Here is a 16,353-nt window from a genome sequence, read left to right as displayed (position 1 = left end):
GAAGATCTCATGGCCTTACCCACGTCCAGCGTCATCACCCTGCACATCAACGGGGAGCGGCACACGCTGCCCGTCGACCACCGCACCACCCTGCTCGACGCGCTCCGCGAGCGACTCGATCTCACCGGCACCAAGAAGGGCTGCGACCAGGGGCAGTGCGGGGCCTGCACCGTCCTGGTCGACGGCCGCAGGACCGTGGCCTGCCTCCAGTTCGCGGTCGCCGCCGAGGGGCGTGAGATCACCACCATCGAGGGCGTGGCGGACGGCGAGCGGCTGCACCCCGTGCAGCAGGCCTTCCTCGAACTCGACGGCTACCAGTGCGGCTACTGCACACCGGGACAGATCTGTTCCGCGATCGGTGTGCTCGCGGAACACGCCGCCGGCTGGCCGAGCGCCGTCTCGGCCGACGTACGGCCGGCGGCCGGACCACCACCACTGACGGCGGAGGAGATCCGTGAGCGCATGAGCGGCAACCTGTGCCGCTGTGCCGCCTACACCTCGATCGTCGAGGCCGTCGGCAGGGCCGCCGCATCGACCCCTGCGGCACGTACGGACGCCGGACCGCAGACGAAGGAGCCCGCCGCATGAGGGAGTTCGGCTACCGCAGGGCCGAGGACGTACCCGGAGCCGTCGCCCTGCTCGACTCCGATCCGCAGGCGCGCTACCTCGCCGGCGGCACCAACCTGGTCGACCTGATGAAGACCGGTGTCGAACGGCCGGGGCGGCTGGTCGACATACGCGGCCTGCCCCTGGACCGTGTCGAGCAGGTCCCCGGCGGCGGTGTGCGGATCGGCGCGACCGTCACCAACAGCGATCTCGCCGCCCACCCCCTGATCCGGACCCGCTACCCGGCCCTGGCGCAGGCGGTGCTCGCCGGTGCCTCGGGCCAGCTGCGCAACATGGCCACCGTCGGCGGCAATCTCCTCCAGCGCACCCGCTGCGCCTACTTCGCCGACGCCACCGGTCCCTGCAACAAGCGGACCCCCGGCAGCGGTTGTCCGGCGCTCCGGGGCGAGAACCGCAACCACGCGGTCCTCGGCGCCTCCTCGCACTGCGTGGCCGTACATCCGTCGGACATGGCCGTCGCGCTGGCGGCCCTGGACGGGATGGTGCACTACGAGACGGCCCAGGGGCCCGGTGAAATGCCCCTCGGCTGGTTCTACCTCCCGGTCCGCGACACCCCGCACCGCGAGACGGCCCTGCCGCCGGGCGCGCTGATCACCGGTGTCAGCCTGCCCCCGGCCGCGGTCGCCGCCCGCTCCCGCTACCGCAAGGTGCGCGAACGCGCTTCCTACGCGTTCGCCGTCGGCTCGGTCGCCGCCGCGCTCGACGTCCGCGACGGTGTCGTACGGGAGGTGCGCATGGCGTACGGCGCGGTGGCCTCCCGGCCCTGGCGCGCCCGCGCCGCCGAACGGGTCCTCACCGGGGCACCCGCCGACGCCGAGTCGTTCGCGGCCGCGGCGGACGCCGAACTGGCCTCCGCGCGGCCCCTGTCGCAGAACGGATTCAAGGTGACCCTGATGCGCAACCTGACCGTGGCCGTCCTCAGCGAACTCGCCGAGGAGGCCACGCGATGACGACGACCGATGCGCGCCTCACCCGGGTACGCGCCGTGGGCACCGGTCACGTCCGCGTGGAGGGACTGGCGAAGGTCACCGGTGCGGCGCGGTACGCGGGCGAGGTTCCCTTCGCGCAACTCGCCCACGGGTGGCTGGTGTTGTCCACCGTGGCGCGTGGCAGGGTCCGGGACCTGGAGGAGGCCGCGGTGCTGGCCATGCCCGGGGTCCTCGCCGTGCTGGACCATCGCAACGCCCCGCCGCTGAAGACCGACTACGTCGGCCTGCTGGGCACGGTCCCGGACCCGACGTGCGCGGTCTTCCAGAACGACCATGTGCCGCATCTGGGCTGGCCGGTGGCGCTGGTGGTGGCCGAGACCTCGGAGCAGGCCCGGGAGGCCGCCGAAGCGCTCGTCGTCCACTACGAACAGGGCCCGCACGACGTCGATTTCACCGCCGACCGGCCCGACGCACACCCGGTCGACGGCCATATGCCGGCCGTGACGGAGAAGGGCGACCTGGAGGCCGGACTCGCCGCGTCCGCCGTCGTCGTGGACGCCACGTACACCACTCCCGAAGAGCACCACCACCCCATGGAGCCCCACGCGGCCACCGCGCACTGGGAGTCGGACCGGCTCGAGGTGGTGGACTCCAACCAGGGGGCCACCTGGGTCGTCGGGGAACTCGCGAACCTGTTCTCGCTCGATCCCGGCTCGGTACGCGTGCGTTCGGAGCACGTCGGCGGCGGCTTCGGCAGCAAGGGCGTGCGCGCCCACCAGGTGGCCGCCGTGATGGCGTCCAGGATGCTCGGCCGTCCCGTCCGGGTCGTCCTGACCCGTCGTCAGATGTTCACGCTGGCCGGCCACCGCAGTCCCACCGTCCAGCGGGTCAGGCTCGGGGCGGACGCCGACGGACGCCTGCGCGCACTGGAGCACCGCTCCCTCAGCCGCACGTCCACCGTGTACGAGTTCGTCGAGCCGAGCGCCGGCGTGGCGCGGGTGATGTACGACGCCGACGCGCACCGCACCGAGAACCGGGTCGTGCCGCTCGACGTGCCGAGCCCGACCTGGATGCGCGCTCCCGGCGAGGCGCCGGGGTCTTTCGCGCTGGAGGCGGCGCTCGACGAACTCGCCCACGCGTGCGGCGTCGACCCGATCGACCTGCGGATGCGCAACGAACCCGACCGGGGGCCGGTGTCCGGCCTCCCGTTCGCCGGCCGCAATCTGCGCGCCTGCTTCGAGGAAGGGGCCCGCCGCTTCGGCTGGGCCGGGCGCGATCCACGGCCCGGGGTGCGGCGCGAAGGCCGCTGGCTGCTGGGGACCGGCACCGCGGCGGCGTCCTTCGGCGCGGGCGCCGCCCCGTCCACCGCCTCGATCACCGCGGAGCCCGACGGCAGTTTCACCGTGCGGATCGCGGCGGCGGACATCGGCACCGGCGCGCGGACCGCCCTCACCCTGGTCGCGGCGGACGCCCTGGAGGTCCCCCCGGAGCGCGTGCGGGTACGGCTCGGGGACAGCGCGTTCGGGCCCGCGATGATCGCGGGCGGGTCCATGGGCACCCGGTCCTGGTCATGGGCCGTCATGGCCGCCGCGGGCGATCTGCGCGAGCGACTCGTGCCGGGCATGGCGATCCCGGCCGGGGGCGTCACCGTACGGTCCGACACCACCGCGGCCATCGCGGCCCTCGCCCAGAAGGAACGGCACTCCTTCGGGGCGCAGTTCGCCGAGGTCGCCGTCGACACGGCCACGGGCGAGGTCCGGGTGCGGCGCATGCTCGGCGTGTTCGCGGCCGGGCGCATCGTCAACCCCCTGACCGCGAGGGGGCAGTTCACCGGCGGCATGATCTGGGGCATCTCCATGGCCCTGCACGAGGAGGCCGCGCGCGACGCGGTCTCGGGCGGACCCGTCGGCGCGGACCTCGCGGGGTACCACGTGGCGACGCACGCCGACGTCCCGCACGTCGAGGCGCACTGGGTGGCGGACGAGGACCCCGAGGACCCGGTCGGCATCAAGGGCATCGGCGAGATCGGGATCGTCGGCGCGGCGGCCGCCGTCGCCAACGCCGTGTGGCACGCGACCGGGGTACGTCACCGCAGCCTGCCCATCCGCCCCGACCGCGTCCTGACGGGCGGTGGCGATGCTTGACCTCGCGCCGCAGCTGTGCGCCTGGCTGGCCGAGGGCCGCGAGGCCGCCGTGGCGACCGTCGTGTCCGTCGGCGGCAGCGCGCCCCGCGGTCCGGGCGCGGCGCTGGCCGTCGACGGGGAGGGCACCGTCATCGGGTCGGTGTCCGGCGGCTGTGTGGAGGCGTCGGTCTACGAGCTGTGCGCCCGGGCGCTGGAGACCGGCGACAGCGTGCTGGAACGGTTCGGCTACAGCGACGACGACGCCTTCGCCGTGGGACTGACGTGCGGCGGAGTCCTCGACGTCATGGTCACCCCGGTCACGGCGGACGGCTCCGCCGGTGCGCTGCTGCGTCACGCCCTGGACGCCTCGGCGCGGGACGAACCCGTCGCCCTGGTCCGGGTCGTCCGGGGTCCCGCGGCGCTGCTCGGCGCCGCGCTCCTCGTGCACGCCGACGGCTCCCGCGAGGGCGGTCTCGGCGGGCACGAGGACCTGGACGGCGCCGCCGCGGCACAGGCCCTGGCCGCGCTCGACACGGGCCGTACCGGCACGGTCGAGCTGTCGCCGGACGGGTCGCACTGCCCCGGCGGCCTCACCCTGCTCGTGGAGACGAGCGTGCCGCCGCCCCGGATGATCGTCTTCGGCGCCGTCGACTTCGCGGCGGCCCTGGTCCGGGCCGGCAAGTTCCTCGGCTACCGCGTCACCGTCTGTGACGCCCGGCCCGTCTTCACGACCGCGGAGCGCTTCCCCGAGGCCGACGAGGTCGTCGTGGACTGGCCGCACCGGTATCTGCGGGGCACCCGGACCGACGCGCGCACCGTGGTCTGCGTGCTCACCCACGATGCCAAGTTCGACGTCCCGCTGCTGGAGGTCGCCCTGCGGCTCCCGCTGGCGTTCGTCGGCGCGATGGGATCGCAGCGCACCCACGCCGACCGGGACCGGCGGCTGCGCGAGGTCGGCCTGGAGGAGCACGAACTGGCGCGGCTGAGGTCGCCCATCGGCCTCGACCTGGGGGGCCGCACACCGGAGGAGACAGCGCTGTCGATCACGGCGGAGATCGTCGCGGCCCGCCGGGGCGGCACGGGCCTGCCGTTGACCGGCTCGGACCGGCCGATCCACCGGCGCCGGTCCGCCTGACGCGTCCGATACGGCGGGCGCGGGGGCGTCGGACCCCGGCCCTGCCGTCAGGCGTCGTCGCCGTCGTCGCGGAGGACGAGCTCCAGCAGGCCGGGGAAGCGCGCGTCGAACTCCTCGCGCCGCAGCCTGTTGACCCGTTTGGGCCCCTCGTCGCGCTGCTCCAGCAGACCGGCGGCGCGCAGCACCGAGAAGTGGTGGCTCTTGGCGGCCTTGCCGACGGGCACGTCGAAACTGCCGCAGCTGCGCGTCCAGTCGGGGGAACCCGCCAGCTCACGGATGAGCTGCATGCGGACGGGGTCGGAGACGGCGGAGAGCGCGGTCAGGACGGACACCTCGTCGGGGTCCGTGTGGACCGGCGCCGCACGGTGGCTGCCGCCCGCGGTCTGGTTCGTCATGGCCCGCTCCCGTCCTTCGTGGCGCCGGGAGGCACCCACGGCGACAGGGCCACGGCGCATCCCGGCCGGTTGCCGAGTGTTCGATGAATATCTTACAGTCCTGGTGTTCGCTTTTCGTTGAACACCGTTGTGGGCAGTCGTCGAAGGGTGCGTTCCCGTCATGCGTGCAATCGAATTCCAGGAGTACGGCGCCCCCGAGGTGCTGACGGTCGTGCGGACCGGCGCCCCCGAGCCGGGGCCTGGCCAGGTGACCATCGACGCGGCGTACGCGGGCGTGAACTTCGCCGACCTCAAGGCCCGCGCCGAGGGGTACCGCGTGCAGTCGCTGCCCTTCCGCCCCGGCCTCGAGGTCTCCGGACGGATCCGGGCCGTCGGCCCCGGCGTCACGGGGCTGCGTCCGGGGCAGGAGGTCGCCGCGCTCGTCGACAGCGGCGCCTACGCGGAGGTCGTCGCCGCACAGGCCGCCACCGTCTTCCCCCTCCCCCAGGGCCTTGACCTGCGGACCGCGGCCACCCTCCCCACCGTGGTGCCGACCGCGCACGCCCTCCTGCACGAGGTGGGCAGGCTGCGCGCCGGGGAGAGCGTGCTGGTGCACGGCGCCGCGGGAGGCATCGGCACGGTGGCCGGGCAGCTGGCCAGGGCGGCGGGGGCCGGCGCGGTCTACGGCGTGGTCTCCTCCACGGCCAAGGCCCGCCACGCCCTGGAGCACGGCTACGACGAGGTGTTCACCACCGGCACCTTCGCGGAGGACGTCCGCCGTGCCACCGACGGCCGGGGCGTCGACCTGGTCCTCGACCCGGTCGGCGGCGACACCCTCCGCCTCGGCCTCGACACGCTGGCCGTCTTCGGCCGCCTGGTCTCCTTCGGCAACGCGAGCGGGCAGGCGCCGTGGCAGGTCGGGCAGCCCGAGCTCTACCCGCAGGGCCGTTCCGTCGCGGGCTTCTCCGTCCTGGCCCTCGCCGGGACGGCGCCCGAGGCCCTGCGGGCGCTCGCCGAGCGTTCCTTCCGCACCGTCGCCGACGGCACCGTGCGGCTTCCGGTCACCGCGGAGTTCCCCCTGACGGAGGCCGCGGCCGCCCACCACCTGATGGGCAGCCGCACTTCGACAGGCAAACTGCTGCTGCGCATCGGCGACTGACCAGGTGCCTGCCGGAACCAGGTGACCCGGCGTCGGGACCGTCGGGAGGGCAGGGAAATCGGTGTCCTCCCGGGACGGCGCCGTGTCAAAGTCGGACGCATGACCATTCGTTACCCGTCCCCCCTGCGCCCCGGCGACCGTGTCGGTGTCACCTCTCCGTCGAGCGGGGTCGCGAAGGAGATGCGTGAGCGCCTCCATGTGGCGGTCCGTGACATTCAGGACCGCGGGTACGAGGTCGTCGTCGGCCGCTGCATGGACGGCTCCGGGCACGTCAGCGCTTCGGCGACCGAACGCGCCGGCGAACTGATGTCGATGCTGACCGACCCCACCGTCAAGGCCGTCGTGCCACCGTGGGGCGGGGAGACCGCGATCGACCTGCTGCCGCTGCTCGACTTCGATCGGCTGCGGGACGCGGAACCCACCTGGCTCGTCGGCTTCTCCGACATGTCGACCCTGATCACGCCGCTGACCCTGCTCACCGGCACGGCCACCGTCCACGGCAACAACCTCATGGACACGCCCTACCGCGTGCCCGAAGGGCTGCGATCGTGGCTCGACATCGTGACAGCACCCCCGGGGCACCGGTTCACCCAGACACCGCCCGGCCGCCACCGGACCACCGGCTTCGACGACTTCGTCGCCCACCCCGAGATACGCGAGTACACGCTCGACTCCCCGGGCACGTGGACCAGGCTCGACGGTGGCGGTGACGTGGAGGCCGAGGGGCGACTGATCGGCGGCTGCATCGAAACCCTGTGCAATCTCGCGGGGACGACTTACCTCGACGGATCGGCCTTCGCGCGCGCCGAGTCACCCGACGGGCTCCTCGTGTATGTGGAGGCGAGCGGCGACGACGCGTTCACCATCTGCCGGAACCTGCACGGCATGAGGCTCGCCGGCTTCTTCGACCGGGCGAACGCGGTCCTCGTGGGCCGGACCAACGCACCCGGCAACCGCACCCTCAGCCAGCACGAGGCGGTCCTCGACGCCCTCGGCTGTCTCGACGTGCCGATCATCGCCGACGTCGAGTGCGGCCATGTCCCGCCCTACATGCCGATCGTCAACGGAGCCTACGGCCATGTCGTCCACACCTCGACCAGAAGCGAACTGACCCAGACCCTGCACTGACGCAAACGCCGACCACCCGCCCCCGACGTAGGCGACCGGCGTCAACGGGACGTCGCCCGGGCGCCATCGCCATGGCTCCCTGTCTCATACGTCCGCCACGTGGTCCGGCCCGATGACAGGGGTCACCGGCGCTGTCGGAATCTGCTGATCCTCTTTCTACCCCTCTCGCGGTGTGGCGTGGATCACTTCACAGGGAAAACCTGCGGGCCGGTCTCGGCGTCTAGTCGGTGTGAGATCAGTCAGGAAGGCACGCCACGAGCTGGACGAGGAAGGTCTCGTCCGGATGGTGGCCAGGGGCGACCGTGCCGCGTTCGAGGAGCTGTACCGGCGCACGTCGCCGTGGCTGGCGGTGCGGCTGCGCCGCCGGTGCGGGGACGAGCAGATCGTCGCCGAGGTCATGCAGGAGACGTACCTGGCGGTGTGGCGCGCCGCCGGCGCCTTCGCCGGGACCGCGGTCGGCGGCTCGGCCACCGGCTGGCTGTGGACGATCGCCGCGCGCCGTCTCGTCGACGCGTTCCGGCGCAGGGCCCATCACGCGCAACCGCCGCCGGCCGCCGCCGTGCCCGGCGCGGCGCCCGCCGCCGACGAGGAGGCGCTCGCCTCGGACGTCGGCGGCGAGGTCGGGGACGCGCTGCGGTGTCTCGCCCCCGAGCTGAGACAGGTACTTCAGGCGCTGGTCCTGGACGGGATGTCCGTCCGGGAGACCGCGGTTCTGCTCGGACTGCCCGAGGGCACGGTCAAGACCCGTGCCCGCCGGGCCCGTATCGCCATGCGGAGGGCGCTGACATGAGTGTGGAACACGCGTCGCAGCGGATCGTCGACGGGTACGCGCGCGGCGGCACGGAGCTCAGCGCCGACGAGGTGTGGGCCGTGGAGGCCCATCTCGAAGGGTGCCGACCCTGCCGTGACAGGCTGTCGCACGCCGTCGGGGCCGAGGTGCCCGCCGTGGCGTCGCTGGTCGAGACCGTGTGGTCCGGTCTCGAGCCGCACCTGACCGTCACCACCGCGAGGCCGCACGGCCGTCGCTGGACGGCACGGTGGTCGCGGTGGGCGACGCCGGCCATGGTGCCGTGGCTGGCCATGGCCGTCGGCGTGAGCCTGCTGGCCCTACTGTTCGACCGGTTCGGCGGCGGCTTCGGCGAGGTGTCGCTGGTGCTGCTGTGCGCGCCGGTCCTGCCGGTGCTCGGCGTCGCGGCCTCCTGGTCGCGCGGTCTGGATCCCGCGTACGAGCTCACGGCCTCGGCTCCCAGGGCCGGACTGTCCCTGGTGCTGCGGCGCACCGTGTCCGTGCTCGCCGTGGTCGTCCCCGCGCTGCTGGCGGCCGGGTGGGTGACGGGAGTGATGGTGGCCCAGTGGCTGCTGCCCTGCCTGGCCTTCACCGCGGCGACGCTGGCACTCGGCGGCGCCGTCGGGGTGACCCGGGCCGCCGTGGCGCTGACCGCCGTATGGGCCGCCGTGATCATGGCGCCGACCCTGGCCGCCCGGCGCACGGCAGCCGCCCTGGAGACGGACGGCCTGCCCGCGTGGGCGCTGCTTCTCGCACTCGGCGTCGCGGTCGTGATCGCCCGCAGGGACGCGTACTCCGCGCCGGGAGCGCATCGATGACAACCGGAGAGGAACACCGCATGAGGTCCGCGTCGATCGCGGCCGAGATCGCACCCACGGCCTACGCCTGGGAGATCCGGGCGAGCGCACTGAAGGTGAGGGTCGGCAGGAAACGGATGGCCGTCGACGGGCTCGACCTGTCACTGGGCACCGGCGTGCACGGCCTGCTCGGCCCCAACGGGGCCGGCAAGACCACCCTGATCCGCACGCTCGCCACCGTGCTGCGCCCCACCGGGGGCACCCTCGAACTGCTCGGCGTGCAGGCGGGCGGCATGGGCGAGCAGCGTGCGACGCGCCGCCGGATCGGTTACCTGCCGCAGGAGTTCGGCTACTACAAGCGGTTCACCGTGCGCGAGTTCGTCGAGTACATGGCGTGGCTCAAGGAGGTGCCGAAGCCGGAGATCGCCGGCGCGGTGCAGCGCGCCGTGGAACGGGTGGGCCTCGCGGACCGCGCCGACGAGAAGATGAAGGCCTTGTCGGGTGGCATGGTGCGCCGGGTCGGTATCGCCCAGGCGATCGTCAACGACCCGACGATCCTGTTGCTGGACGAGCCGACGGTGGGCCTGGACCCGGCCCAGCGGCTGCGCTTCCGCGAGCTGCTCCAGGAGCTGGGCGCGGACACCTGCGTGGTCGTCTCGACCCATCTGGTGGAGGACGTCGCCGCCGCCTGCACCGATGTGGCGGTCCTCGCCGAGGGCCGCCTGGTCTTCCAGGGCCCGCCGGACGAGCTCGCCTCGATGGGCGGCCCCGAGCACATGGGCGACAGTCCGCTGGAGCGCGGCTACTCCGCGCTGCTGGCCGGACCCGACCGGGCAGGGGGAACGTGGTGAACGGCGCGATCCTGCGTACGGAGCTGAAGCGCTCCGTCGCCCCCTGGAGCGGCGCACTGGTCCTCACGACCGCGCTGGCGTTCCTGTTCCTGCTCCCCGGCTCGTGGGGGACGGGCACGACGGCCTGGACGGCCCAGTGGACGACCATGGCCCTGTGGACCCGCTCCCTGCTGTTCTACCTTTGGCCGCTCGTCGTGGGTCTCGGGGCGCTCCAGGGTCTGCGTGACCACCGTTCGAAGATGCCCGAGCTGCTGACGAGCACGCCACGTCCTGCCCGCCACCGGGCGGCCGCGCTGGCGGGCACGACCGCGGTCACCACGGCCTCCGCCTTCCTGGTCCTCGTCCTCGTGGGCGCGGTGCAGGTGCTCGCCCACACCGAGTACACGCATCCGCGCTGGCTGCCGATCTCGCTGGTGGGGGCGTTCTCCCTCGCCGTGGGGGCGCTGCTGGGCATGGGCGCCGGGAGGGCCCTGCCGTCCGTGCTCACCCCGCCCGCGGTGACCATGGCCGCCTTCGTGTTCACGGCCCTGATGCAGACGTCGCTGGGCCGCGACGAGACGACCACGGCGATGGGTGTCACCAGTACGGAGCCGAATCACGTCTCCCTGCTGTCGCCGGCGGTGCAGGAGGTGCGCGATCAGCTCCTCACGCTCCCGGCCTCGGTGCACCTCGGGCAGACGATCTGGCTGCTGGCCCTCGCCGCGACCGGCTTCGCGCTGCTGGTCGCGACGACCTGGCGGACCCGGCTGGCCGCCCTGGCGCCCGCGCTGGCGGGCGCGGCGCTGGCCCTGCTGGTCCTGCCCTCCGACGCGCACCGGATCTACGTCGTGGACCGGGCCGCCGCCGAACCCGTGTGCGACGGCCCGGTGTGCGTGACGAGGTCGCAGCAGGGGCGTCTCGCCGGCCTCGCAGGTCCCGGCGAGGAGGCGCTGCGCCGGCTGCGCACCGCCCTCGGCAGCCGGGCGCCGGTGTCGGTCCGCGAGAACAGCGCCGTGCTGCCCGAAGGCTCCACCCCGCGCTGGTCCCGGCAGACCGTCCTGTTCGACTTCGACGACGACGTCGTCGCCACGGCGCGAGGCCAGGAACTCACCCGGGCCCTCATAGGCGTGGCCTTGGTGCCGGGGTGCACCCCGGTCGGCTGGTCCGGCTTCGGCAACGACGACTACGCCCGGACGGTCGCGGTGGGCTGGGTCCTCGGGGACCTCCAGCCGCTTCCCGGCACGCTGTCGCAGACTCTGCGCCGCGAGGTCGAGGCCGCGACCCGCCCGGTGTGGCGGGAACTGGAGGCGCTCCCGCGGGCCGCACAGCTCGAGCGGATCGACGCGATGCGTACCGCCGCGCTGACCTGCGAGGGTGACGCGTTCGACGCCCTGAAGGGCGGTACGGCCCGGTGAGATGGCTGACGCTGTACGCCCGCTCGCGTCAGGTGCCTGCGTCCCTCGCCGCCGTACTGATCGGCACCCTGGCGGTGTGGTCGCTCGCCCGGGACGACGGCACCGGGTCCGGTGATCCGCGGCAGCCCGTGCTCGTCCTCGCCACGGGGGTGATGGCTGCCTCGATCGGCCTCGGCGGGCAGGACCTCGCGCTGGACCGCACGGCCGCGATCCGCTGGATGCCCCGCAGGGCGGCCCACGTGCTGCTCGGCGCGACGGTCGTCGGCTCGGTGATGCTGGCCGTGCAGACGATGGGCGCGCCCTTGGCCACCACGGCGTTCGTGGTCCGGGACAGCGCGGGACTGACGGGGCTGGCGGCTCTGGGCGCGGCGCTCTGGGGCGGCCGGTACGCCTGGTCGTTGCCGTTCGCCTCGCTCTCGCTCGCGTTCTTCGCCCCTCCCCCGGCGAGTACGCCGATGCGGGTGGCCGGATGGATGCTGACACCGCCCGGTACGGCGGCGAGCACGTGGACGGCCGTCGTCCTCGCGGTCACCGGCACGGCGGCCTACGCCGTGGCAGGTCCGAGACGCTGACGGACGCCGCAGGCCGCGCGAGAGGGCTGCGCGGAGCCCTTGCTGCGGGGAACCGTACGCCGGGCGTGGGAGGCCGCCGGGGGCCGGGCCCGGCGTCCGTTTCGGCCCCGGGCGGCCTCCCGACGTGCGTGGCTTCCCTCACAAAACATCCCTTTCGGGTCACAGACGTGTCTATAAGTGGGTTTAGAGACAGTTGCGCTCCTTACGCGAGCGGCACAGGAATGCACTGACCAGGTACAGGGAGAAGAGCTTGAACACGCCCAACGGACGACGCACCGGGCTGGTGGCCACGGCCGGAGTACTCGGGGGCGTACTCGCGGTCACGGCCCTCGCCGGCACGAGTACCGCCGCCACCGGCGGCAACGACGGCGGCGGCAGGCCGACCTCACAGTCGCGGGCGACGGGCTCGAACACGGACGCGAGCACAGGCACGGGCACGGGCGCCCAGAAGGCCTCCGACGCCCGCATCGTGATCACGCCGGGACAGGGCTCCCACGGCATACCCGTGGACAGCCCGGTGGGTGTGACCGTCAGCGACGGCAAGCTCACCAAGGTGACCATGACCGCCGTCGCGACCGGAGCCGAGCTCCCGGGCACCCTGTCGGCGGACGGCACCTCCTGGAAGCCGGACGGCACCCTGAAGCGGGCCACCAAGTACCAGATCACCGCGGAGGCCCAGGACGCCGAGGGCCGCTCCGCCACCGGCAACGCCACGATCACCACGGTGTCCCCGTCGAACGACTTCATCGGACACGTCTCCCCCGAGAACGGCTCGACGGTCGGCGTCGGCATGCCGGTGTCGGTCGAGTTCGGCGCGGCCGTCGACGACAAGGCCGCGGTGGAGTCGGAGATCCAGGTCAGCTCCAGCAGCGGTCAGCAGGTCGTGGGCCACTGGTTCGGCGACCACCGCCTGGACTTCCGTCCCGAGCACTACTGGCAGGCCGGTTCCACCGTCACCGTCACGCTCACCCGCGACGGCGTCCAGAAGACGGTCACGTTCACGGTCGGCCGGAGCCAGATCAGCACGGTGGACGCGAAGACGAAGCAGATGACCGTCACCCGGGACGGCAGGACGATCAGGACCATCCCGATCTCGTCGGGGAGCGACGAGCACCCGACGTACAACGGCCAGATGGTGGTCTCCGAGAAGTTCCGGCACGTCCACATGAACGGCGCGAGCGTCGGCCTCACGGAGAAGGACGGCAAGCCCTCGTACGACATCAAGGCCGTACCGCACGCCATGCGCCTGACCGACTCGGGCACGTTCATCCACGGCAACTACTGGGGCGCCGACTCGGTCTTCGGCAAGGTCAACACCAGCCACGGCTGCGTGGGCCTGAAGGACGTCAGGAACGGCGGCGACGGCAGTCAGCCCGCCGCGTGGTTCTTCGATCACTCCATGATCGGCGACGTCGTGATCGTCAAGAACTCCGTGGACAAGACCCGGCTGGCCCCGGGCAACGGCCTCAGCGACTGGAACATGTCGTGGAGCGAGTGGACGGCGGGCAGCCCCGCCGCCTGACGAAGGCGGGCCACACCGCGGGGACAGGCTCTCGTTCCGGCTCGGGGGTCCGGAACGAGAGCCCTTGTCCCCTGCGATGACCACTTCGCACCCCGGCCCCCGAGCGGATGCACCGCGGCCGGATTCGCCGGATCGGCCGTACGGTGACGTCACCGCAGCGGCCCGCGTCCCGCCGGCCCCGCGCGCCCACATGGGGGAGCGACGGCAAGCGACGGCGTCCGAACGCATCCGAGCACCCTCCTCGAGCGGAACCATTTGTCACACTGCATCCCGATATGACGCTTTTCGCGTCCGTCGCGAGATGCGGACCCGTGTCCCCGCCCGAGGAGCATTCATGATCGTCAAGACACTGCACGAGGCCGGCGTCAAGAGCGAGCACGCGTACCTGGCGGCCACGGCCTCCATCGGCCTGTCCCTCGCCTCATGGCTGGCCTCCAGCCGCAACGAGAGCCTGGAGCGCGCCGACCGCTGGGGCATCTTCGTCGGTGAATGGGCCCCCACCTTCTTCGCCCTGGGGCTCGCCCTGGCGAACTACGAGCGTCCCGCGGCCGCCCTCGCCGACGACTCCCCCGCCCCTCTCGTCCACGGGGTGTGACCATGAGCGAGCCGCTGCGCCCACCCGGCGAGACGCCCGCCGCCGAGGGATCGACCGCCGAAGCCCACCAGGAACGACCCGACGGCGGCATCTGGGAACACCCGCGTATCTGGGTCGCCCTCATCGCGATCGGCTGCCTGCTCTTCGCGGCGTTCTTCCTGGTGCGGATGGTCACCCTGTAGGGCACCCCTCCCGCCAGCGATCCGGCCGCGCCCACCCCGGGCGCGGCCCCGGTCCGCCGGTCCGCCGGTCCGCCGGTCCACAGCTACGACGGTCCGCCGGTGCGGCTGACGCACCGGCGGACGCTGCTGTGACCTCACCAGCCCCTGGTGTGCGCGCCGCCCTTGAACGGCCCCCGGATCTCGGGAGTGATCCAGCCGCCGTAGAAGTCGCCCTCCTGCGGCTGCACGATGGTGTCGCCGACGGCGCAGCGGTCGACCCGGGAGGCGTAGAAGGCGAAGTGGCCGACCAGTTCCTCGTAGGGCGGCCGGGGGTCGGGGTAGCTCCAGGCGGCCAGGGGGCGGACGTCGGATCCCACCACGACGTCCCAGTAGTCGGCGCCCCCCTTCCACTCGCACCAGGTGTGGTGCGCGCTGGGACGCAGGAGGTCTCCCCGGACGTCGGCCGGTGGCACGTAGAACACGGGCGGGTGGCTGGTCTCGAGGATCTTCAGGGCGCCGGTGGTGTCGGCGACGATCTCGCCGCCGCACTCGACGACGACGCGTCGGGTGTCGCGGCGCAGGGCGGGCGGACGCGGGTAGTCCCACACGGATTCCCCGGGAGCTGTCTGGTGTGACGGCACGGCGGCCTCCTCGTTCCGGAACACATGGTCACCCTCCATTCCGCGCGGACACCGGCCACGGATGAGGTTTCCTCCGGGTTCCTCCAGGCGTGTCGGGTCGGTGCCTCAGGAGTTGCCCAGGTACGTGGTGGCCTCGACGTCGTGCAGGTGGATGAGGATGTCGTGCGCCTTGCCGAGGGCGGTCCGGTACTCCGTCGGATCGGGCCAGCCGGCGCCGATGTTCCAGGTGGCACGCGACGTGGCGAGCCATGTGCGCGCGGCGGCCGGGGCGGTGCGCAGGTCGAGGATGTAGTCGTCCTGGCGTGCCCTGTCCAGGACTTCTTCGTTGGAGCCCGGCTTCGCGGCGTCCACACGGTAGGTGCGTATCACGTCGTCGTCGGTCCCGAAGGCCTTGAAGGCACCCTTGTAGAAGCTGAAGCCGATGCTGACATAGTCCTTGCCGAGCGTGTCCCGCAGGAAGGCGCCCTGCGTCTTGGGGTAGCGCACGTCGAACGAGTCGTACGACACGTGGGTGTTGTGCGCCGACAGCAGGATGCGGTCGCCCGAGTACCGGTGCCACCAGGCCACGTTCTCGGCCATCGTCCGGTCCCGGTACTTCATCATCGCCGCGACCTGGGCGTCGTCGGTGATGTCGAAGGAGAATCCCTCGGCCATCTGGTGGATGGCCCTGGCGTGCTGCACCGCCCACAGGTGCTTCCGCCGGTCCGCGGCGGTCCGCGGGCGCTGCTTCCGCAGGAGCTCGTACACCTCGCGCGTCCGTGCCGCCCTCTCCTCGCGCTCGGTCAGCGGCAGCTGGAGGTACTCCGTGTAGTAGGTGCCGGCGTCGGTGGTCGGCGGCAGGCCGCGGTAGAGCTCGGCCACACGTTCCGACAGGCTGGGCAGGCTGTCGGCCACATAGCCGCTCACGCGCTGGTAGAGCTCCGGTCCGGCGTAGCCCATGTCGTCGCCCAGGAACCGCACCGGGTCGTGCGGGTGCCGGGCGTCGTAGGCGCGCATCCACTCGATCAGGTCGATGTAGTCCTGGTTGTTCCAGATCCGGTAGGCACCCTGGAACTCCTCGCGCGCGATGTCCTTCAGGTCTCCCTTGCCGTGCAGTACGTAGTCGTCGATCCGCACACCGCTGCTCCAGGGCAGTTCCAGGGAGAAGGACCGGAAGCCCTTCTTCTCGACCAGGTAGCGGAAGACCCGGTGCTTCATCCGGAAGAAGTCCCGGGACCCGTGCGTGGCCTCGCCCAGACCCACGACGTCGGCGTCCGCGACCATGCGGCCCAGGGCGTCCAGGTCCCTCAGACCGCCCTGCGGCTCGGTGCTCTTCAGCGGGTGGGCGCTGTGCTCGACAGCGGCGACCACGCTTTCGACGTGCCCCCCGGAAGCAGCCGATGCCCGCAATACCGGTGTCGGCATCGGCGCCGACAGCGACATCGCGCGGGGTGACGCGTGCGCGGAGGCCCCGACGGCCGGAGGGGCGACCGCCACCGCGCCGAGGGAGAGGAGGACCGAAGGAACGATCATTGCTGTACGTCGGGTCATGGCTTCAGATTCGCGTCCGCACGGTGTG

The 16,353-nt window shown here is 72.6% G+C and carries 17 protein-coding genes; 14 read left to right on the top strand and 3 right to left on the bottom strand.

Annotation, left to right across the window (positions count from 1 at the left end):
• The first annotated feature begins 9 nt into the window (after positions 1-9).
• Genes Saso_RS11555 through Saso_RS11540 form a run of 4 tightly spaced genes read left to right on the top strand, consistent with a single transcriptional unit; the run spans position 10 to position 4,814 of the window.
• Entirely contained in the window at positions 10-588 is a 579-nt protein-coding gene (locus Saso_RS11555) for a (2Fe-2S)-binding protein (RefSeq protein WP_189919137.1), read from the top strand.
• Positions 585-1,577: an FAD binding domain-containing protein gene (locus Saso_RS11550; protein WP_189919135.1), complete on the top strand. Its 993-nt coding sequence runs from the start codon at positions 585-587 to the stop codon at positions 1,575-1,577. The genes Saso_RS11555 and Saso_RS11550 overlap by 4 nt, the downstream gene beginning before the upstream one ends.
• Positions 1,574-3,700: a xanthine dehydrogenase family protein molybdopterin-binding subunit gene (locus Saso_RS11545; protein ID WP_189919133.1), complete on the top strand. Its 2,127-nt coding sequence runs from the start codon at positions 1,574-1,576 to the stop codon at positions 3,698-3,700. Before Saso_RS11550 ends, Saso_RS11545 begins: the two co-directional genes overlap by 4 nt.
• Entirely contained in the window at positions 3,693-4,814 is a 1,122-nt protein-coding gene (locus tag Saso_RS11540; protein ID WP_189919544.1) for an XdhC family protein, read from the top strand. Before Saso_RS11545 ends, Saso_RS11540 begins: the two co-directional genes overlap by 8 nt.
• A gap of 47 nt (positions 4,815-4,861) precedes the next feature.
• On the opposite strand, the gene Saso_RS11535 is transcribed toward Saso_RS11540, so the two are convergent.
• Positions 4,862-5,209, bottom strand: coding sequence for an ArsR/SmtB family transcription factor (locus Saso_RS11535; RefSeq protein WP_189919131.1), 348 nt, complete (start codon positions 5,207-5,209; stop codon positions 4,862-4,864).
• 160 nt (positions 5,210-5,369) lie between these two features.
• On the opposite strand from Saso_RS11535, the gene Saso_RS11530 reads away from it, so the two are divergent.
• The 10 genes from Saso_RS11530 (at position 5,370) to Saso_RS11485 (ending at position 14,175) form a co-directional block, all read left to right on the top strand.
• Positions 5,370-6,347, top strand: a complete 978-nt coding sequence (locus Saso_RS11530) for a quinone oxidoreductase family protein (RefSeq protein WP_189919129.1) — start codon at positions 5,370-5,372, stop codon at positions 6,345-6,347.
• Positions 6,348-6,446: 99 nt separating this feature from the next.
• Positions 6,447-7,475 (top strand): S66 family peptidase, encoded by a 1,029-nt coding sequence (locus tag Saso_RS11525; RefSeq protein WP_189919127.1) that lies wholly within the window; start codon positions 6,447-6,449, stop codon positions 7,473-7,475.
• Between the two features lie 283 nt (positions 7,476-7,758).
• Positions 7,759-8,265, top strand: a complete 507-nt coding sequence (locus Saso_RS11520; RefSeq protein ID WP_203833525.1) for an RNA polymerase sigma factor — start codon at positions 7,759-7,761, stop codon at positions 8,263-8,265.
• Positions 8,262-9,080, top strand: a complete 819-nt coding sequence (locus tag Saso_RS11515; protein WP_189919125.1) for a zf-HC2 domain-containing protein — start codon at positions 8,262-8,264, stop codon at positions 9,078-9,080. Before Saso_RS11520 ends, Saso_RS11515 begins: the two co-directional genes overlap by 4 nt.
• Positions 9,077-9,910: an ABC transporter ATP-binding protein gene (locus Saso_RS11510; protein ID WP_189919124.1), complete on the top strand. Its 834-nt coding sequence runs from the start codon at positions 9,077-9,079 to the stop codon at positions 9,908-9,910. Before Saso_RS11515 ends, Saso_RS11510 begins: the two co-directional genes overlap by 4 nt.
• Entirely contained in the window at positions 9,907-11,304 is a 1,398-nt protein-coding gene (locus Saso_RS11505; RefSeq protein WP_189919123.1) for a hypothetical protein, read from the top strand. The genes Saso_RS11510 and Saso_RS11505 overlap by 4 nt, the downstream gene beginning before the upstream one ends.
• The gene (locus tag Saso_RS11500) at positions 11,301-11,876 is read left to right on the top strand and encodes a hypothetical protein (protein ID WP_189919122.1); all 576 of its coding nucleotides are present in this window, start codon (positions 11,301-11,303) and stop codon (positions 11,874-11,876) included. Before Saso_RS11505 ends, Saso_RS11500 begins: the two co-directional genes overlap by 4 nt.
• A 250-nt stretch (positions 11,877-12,126) precedes the next feature.
• Complete coding sequence (locus tag Saso_RS11495) at positions 12,127-13,398, top strand: L,D-transpeptidase (protein ID WP_229901128.1); 1,272 nt, start codon at positions 12,127-12,129, stop codon at positions 13,396-13,398.
• 334 nt (positions 13,399-13,732) lie between these two features.
• The gene (locus Saso_RS11490; RefSeq protein WP_189919121.1) at positions 13,733-13,993 is read left to right on the top strand and encodes a hypothetical protein; all 261 of its coding nucleotides are present in this window, start codon (positions 13,733-13,735) and stop codon (positions 13,991-13,993) included.
• Between the two features lie 2 nt (positions 13,994-13,995).
• The gene (locus Saso_RS11485; RefSeq protein WP_189919120.1) at positions 13,996-14,175 is read left to right on the top strand and encodes a DUF6480 family protein; all 180 of its coding nucleotides are present in this window, start codon (positions 13,996-13,998) and stop codon (positions 14,173-14,175) included.
• Positions 14,176-14,309: 134 nt separating this feature from the next.
• On the opposite strand, the gene Saso_RS11480 is transcribed toward Saso_RS11485, so the two are convergent.
• Both Saso_RS11480 and Saso_RS11475 read right to left on the bottom strand, forming a co-directional pair.
• Positions 14,310-14,795: a DUF427 domain-containing protein gene (locus Saso_RS11480; RefSeq protein ID WP_229901127.1), complete on the bottom strand. Its 486-nt coding sequence runs from the start codon at positions 14,793-14,795 to the stop codon at positions 14,310-14,312.
• A 105-nt stretch (positions 14,796-14,900) separates the two neighbouring features.
• The gene (locus Saso_RS11475) at positions 14,901-16,325 is read right to left on the bottom strand and encodes an erythromycin esterase family protein (protein ID WP_189919117.1); all 1,425 of its coding nucleotides are present in this window, start codon (positions 16,323-16,325) and stop codon (positions 14,901-14,903) included.
• Positions 16,326-16,353 lie beyond the last annotated feature (28 nt).

Source organism: Streptomyces asoensis, from assembly GCF_016860545.1.
Classification (GTDB): domain Bacteria; phylum Actinomycetota; class Actinomycetes; order Streptomycetales; family Streptomycetaceae; genus Streptomyces; species Streptomyces asoensis.
Note: the sequence above shows the minus strand (reverse complement) of the source record. Positions and strands in the feature narration are given on the sequence as shown.

Bases quoted from the DNA above. Each gene is read 5' to 3' on its own strand.
- Saso_RS11490 (WP_189919121.1), top strand. From the start codon at position 13,733: ATGATCGTCAAGACACTGCACGAGGCCGGCGTCAAGAGCGAGCACGCG.
- Saso_RS11515 (WP_189919125.1), top strand. From the start codon at position 8,262: ATGAGTGTGGAACACGCGTCGCAGCGGATCGTCGACGGGTACGCGCGC.
- Saso_RS11535 (WP_189919131.1), bottom strand. From the start codon at position 5,209: ATGACGAACCAGACCGCGGGCGGCAGCCACCGTGCGGCGCCGGTCCAC.
- Saso_RS11545 (WP_189919133.1), top strand. From the start codon at position 1,574: ATGACGACGACCGATGCGCGCCTCACCCGGGTACGCGCCGTGGGCACC.
- Saso_RS11540 (WP_189919544.1), top strand. From the start codon at position 3,693: ATGCTTGACCTCGCGCCGCAGCTGTGCGCCTGGCTGGCCGAGGGCCGC.
- Saso_RS11485 (WP_189919120.1), top strand. From the start codon at position 13,996: ATGAGCGAGCCGCTGCGCCCACCCGGCGAGACGCCCGCCGCCGAGGGA.
- Saso_RS11530 (WP_189919129.1), top strand. From the start codon at position 5,370: ATGCGTGCAATCGAATTCCAGGAGTACGGCGCCCCCGAGGTGCTGACG.
- Saso_RS11555 (WP_189919137.1), top strand. From the start codon at position 10: ATGGCCTTACCCACGTCCAGCGTCATCACCCTGCACATCAACGGGGAG.
- Saso_RS11520 (WP_203833525.1), top strand. From the start codon at position 7,759: ATGGTGGCCAGGGGCGACCGTGCCGCGTTCGAGGAGCTGTACCGGCGC.
- Saso_RS11550 (WP_189919135.1), top strand. From the start codon at position 585: ATGAGGGAGTTCGGCTACCGCAGGGCCGAGGACGTACCCGGAGCCGTC.
- Saso_RS11475 (WP_189919117.1), bottom strand. From the start codon at position 16,325: ATGACCCGACGTACAGCAATGATCGTTCCTTCGGTCCTCCTCTCCCTC.
- Saso_RS11510 (WP_189919124.1), top strand. From the start codon at position 9,077: ATGACAACCGGAGAGGAACACCGCATGAGGTCCGCGTCGATCGCGGCC.
- Saso_RS11525 (WP_189919127.1), top strand. From the start codon at position 6,447: ATGACCATTCGTTACCCGTCCCCCCTGCGCCCCGGCGACCGTGTCGGT.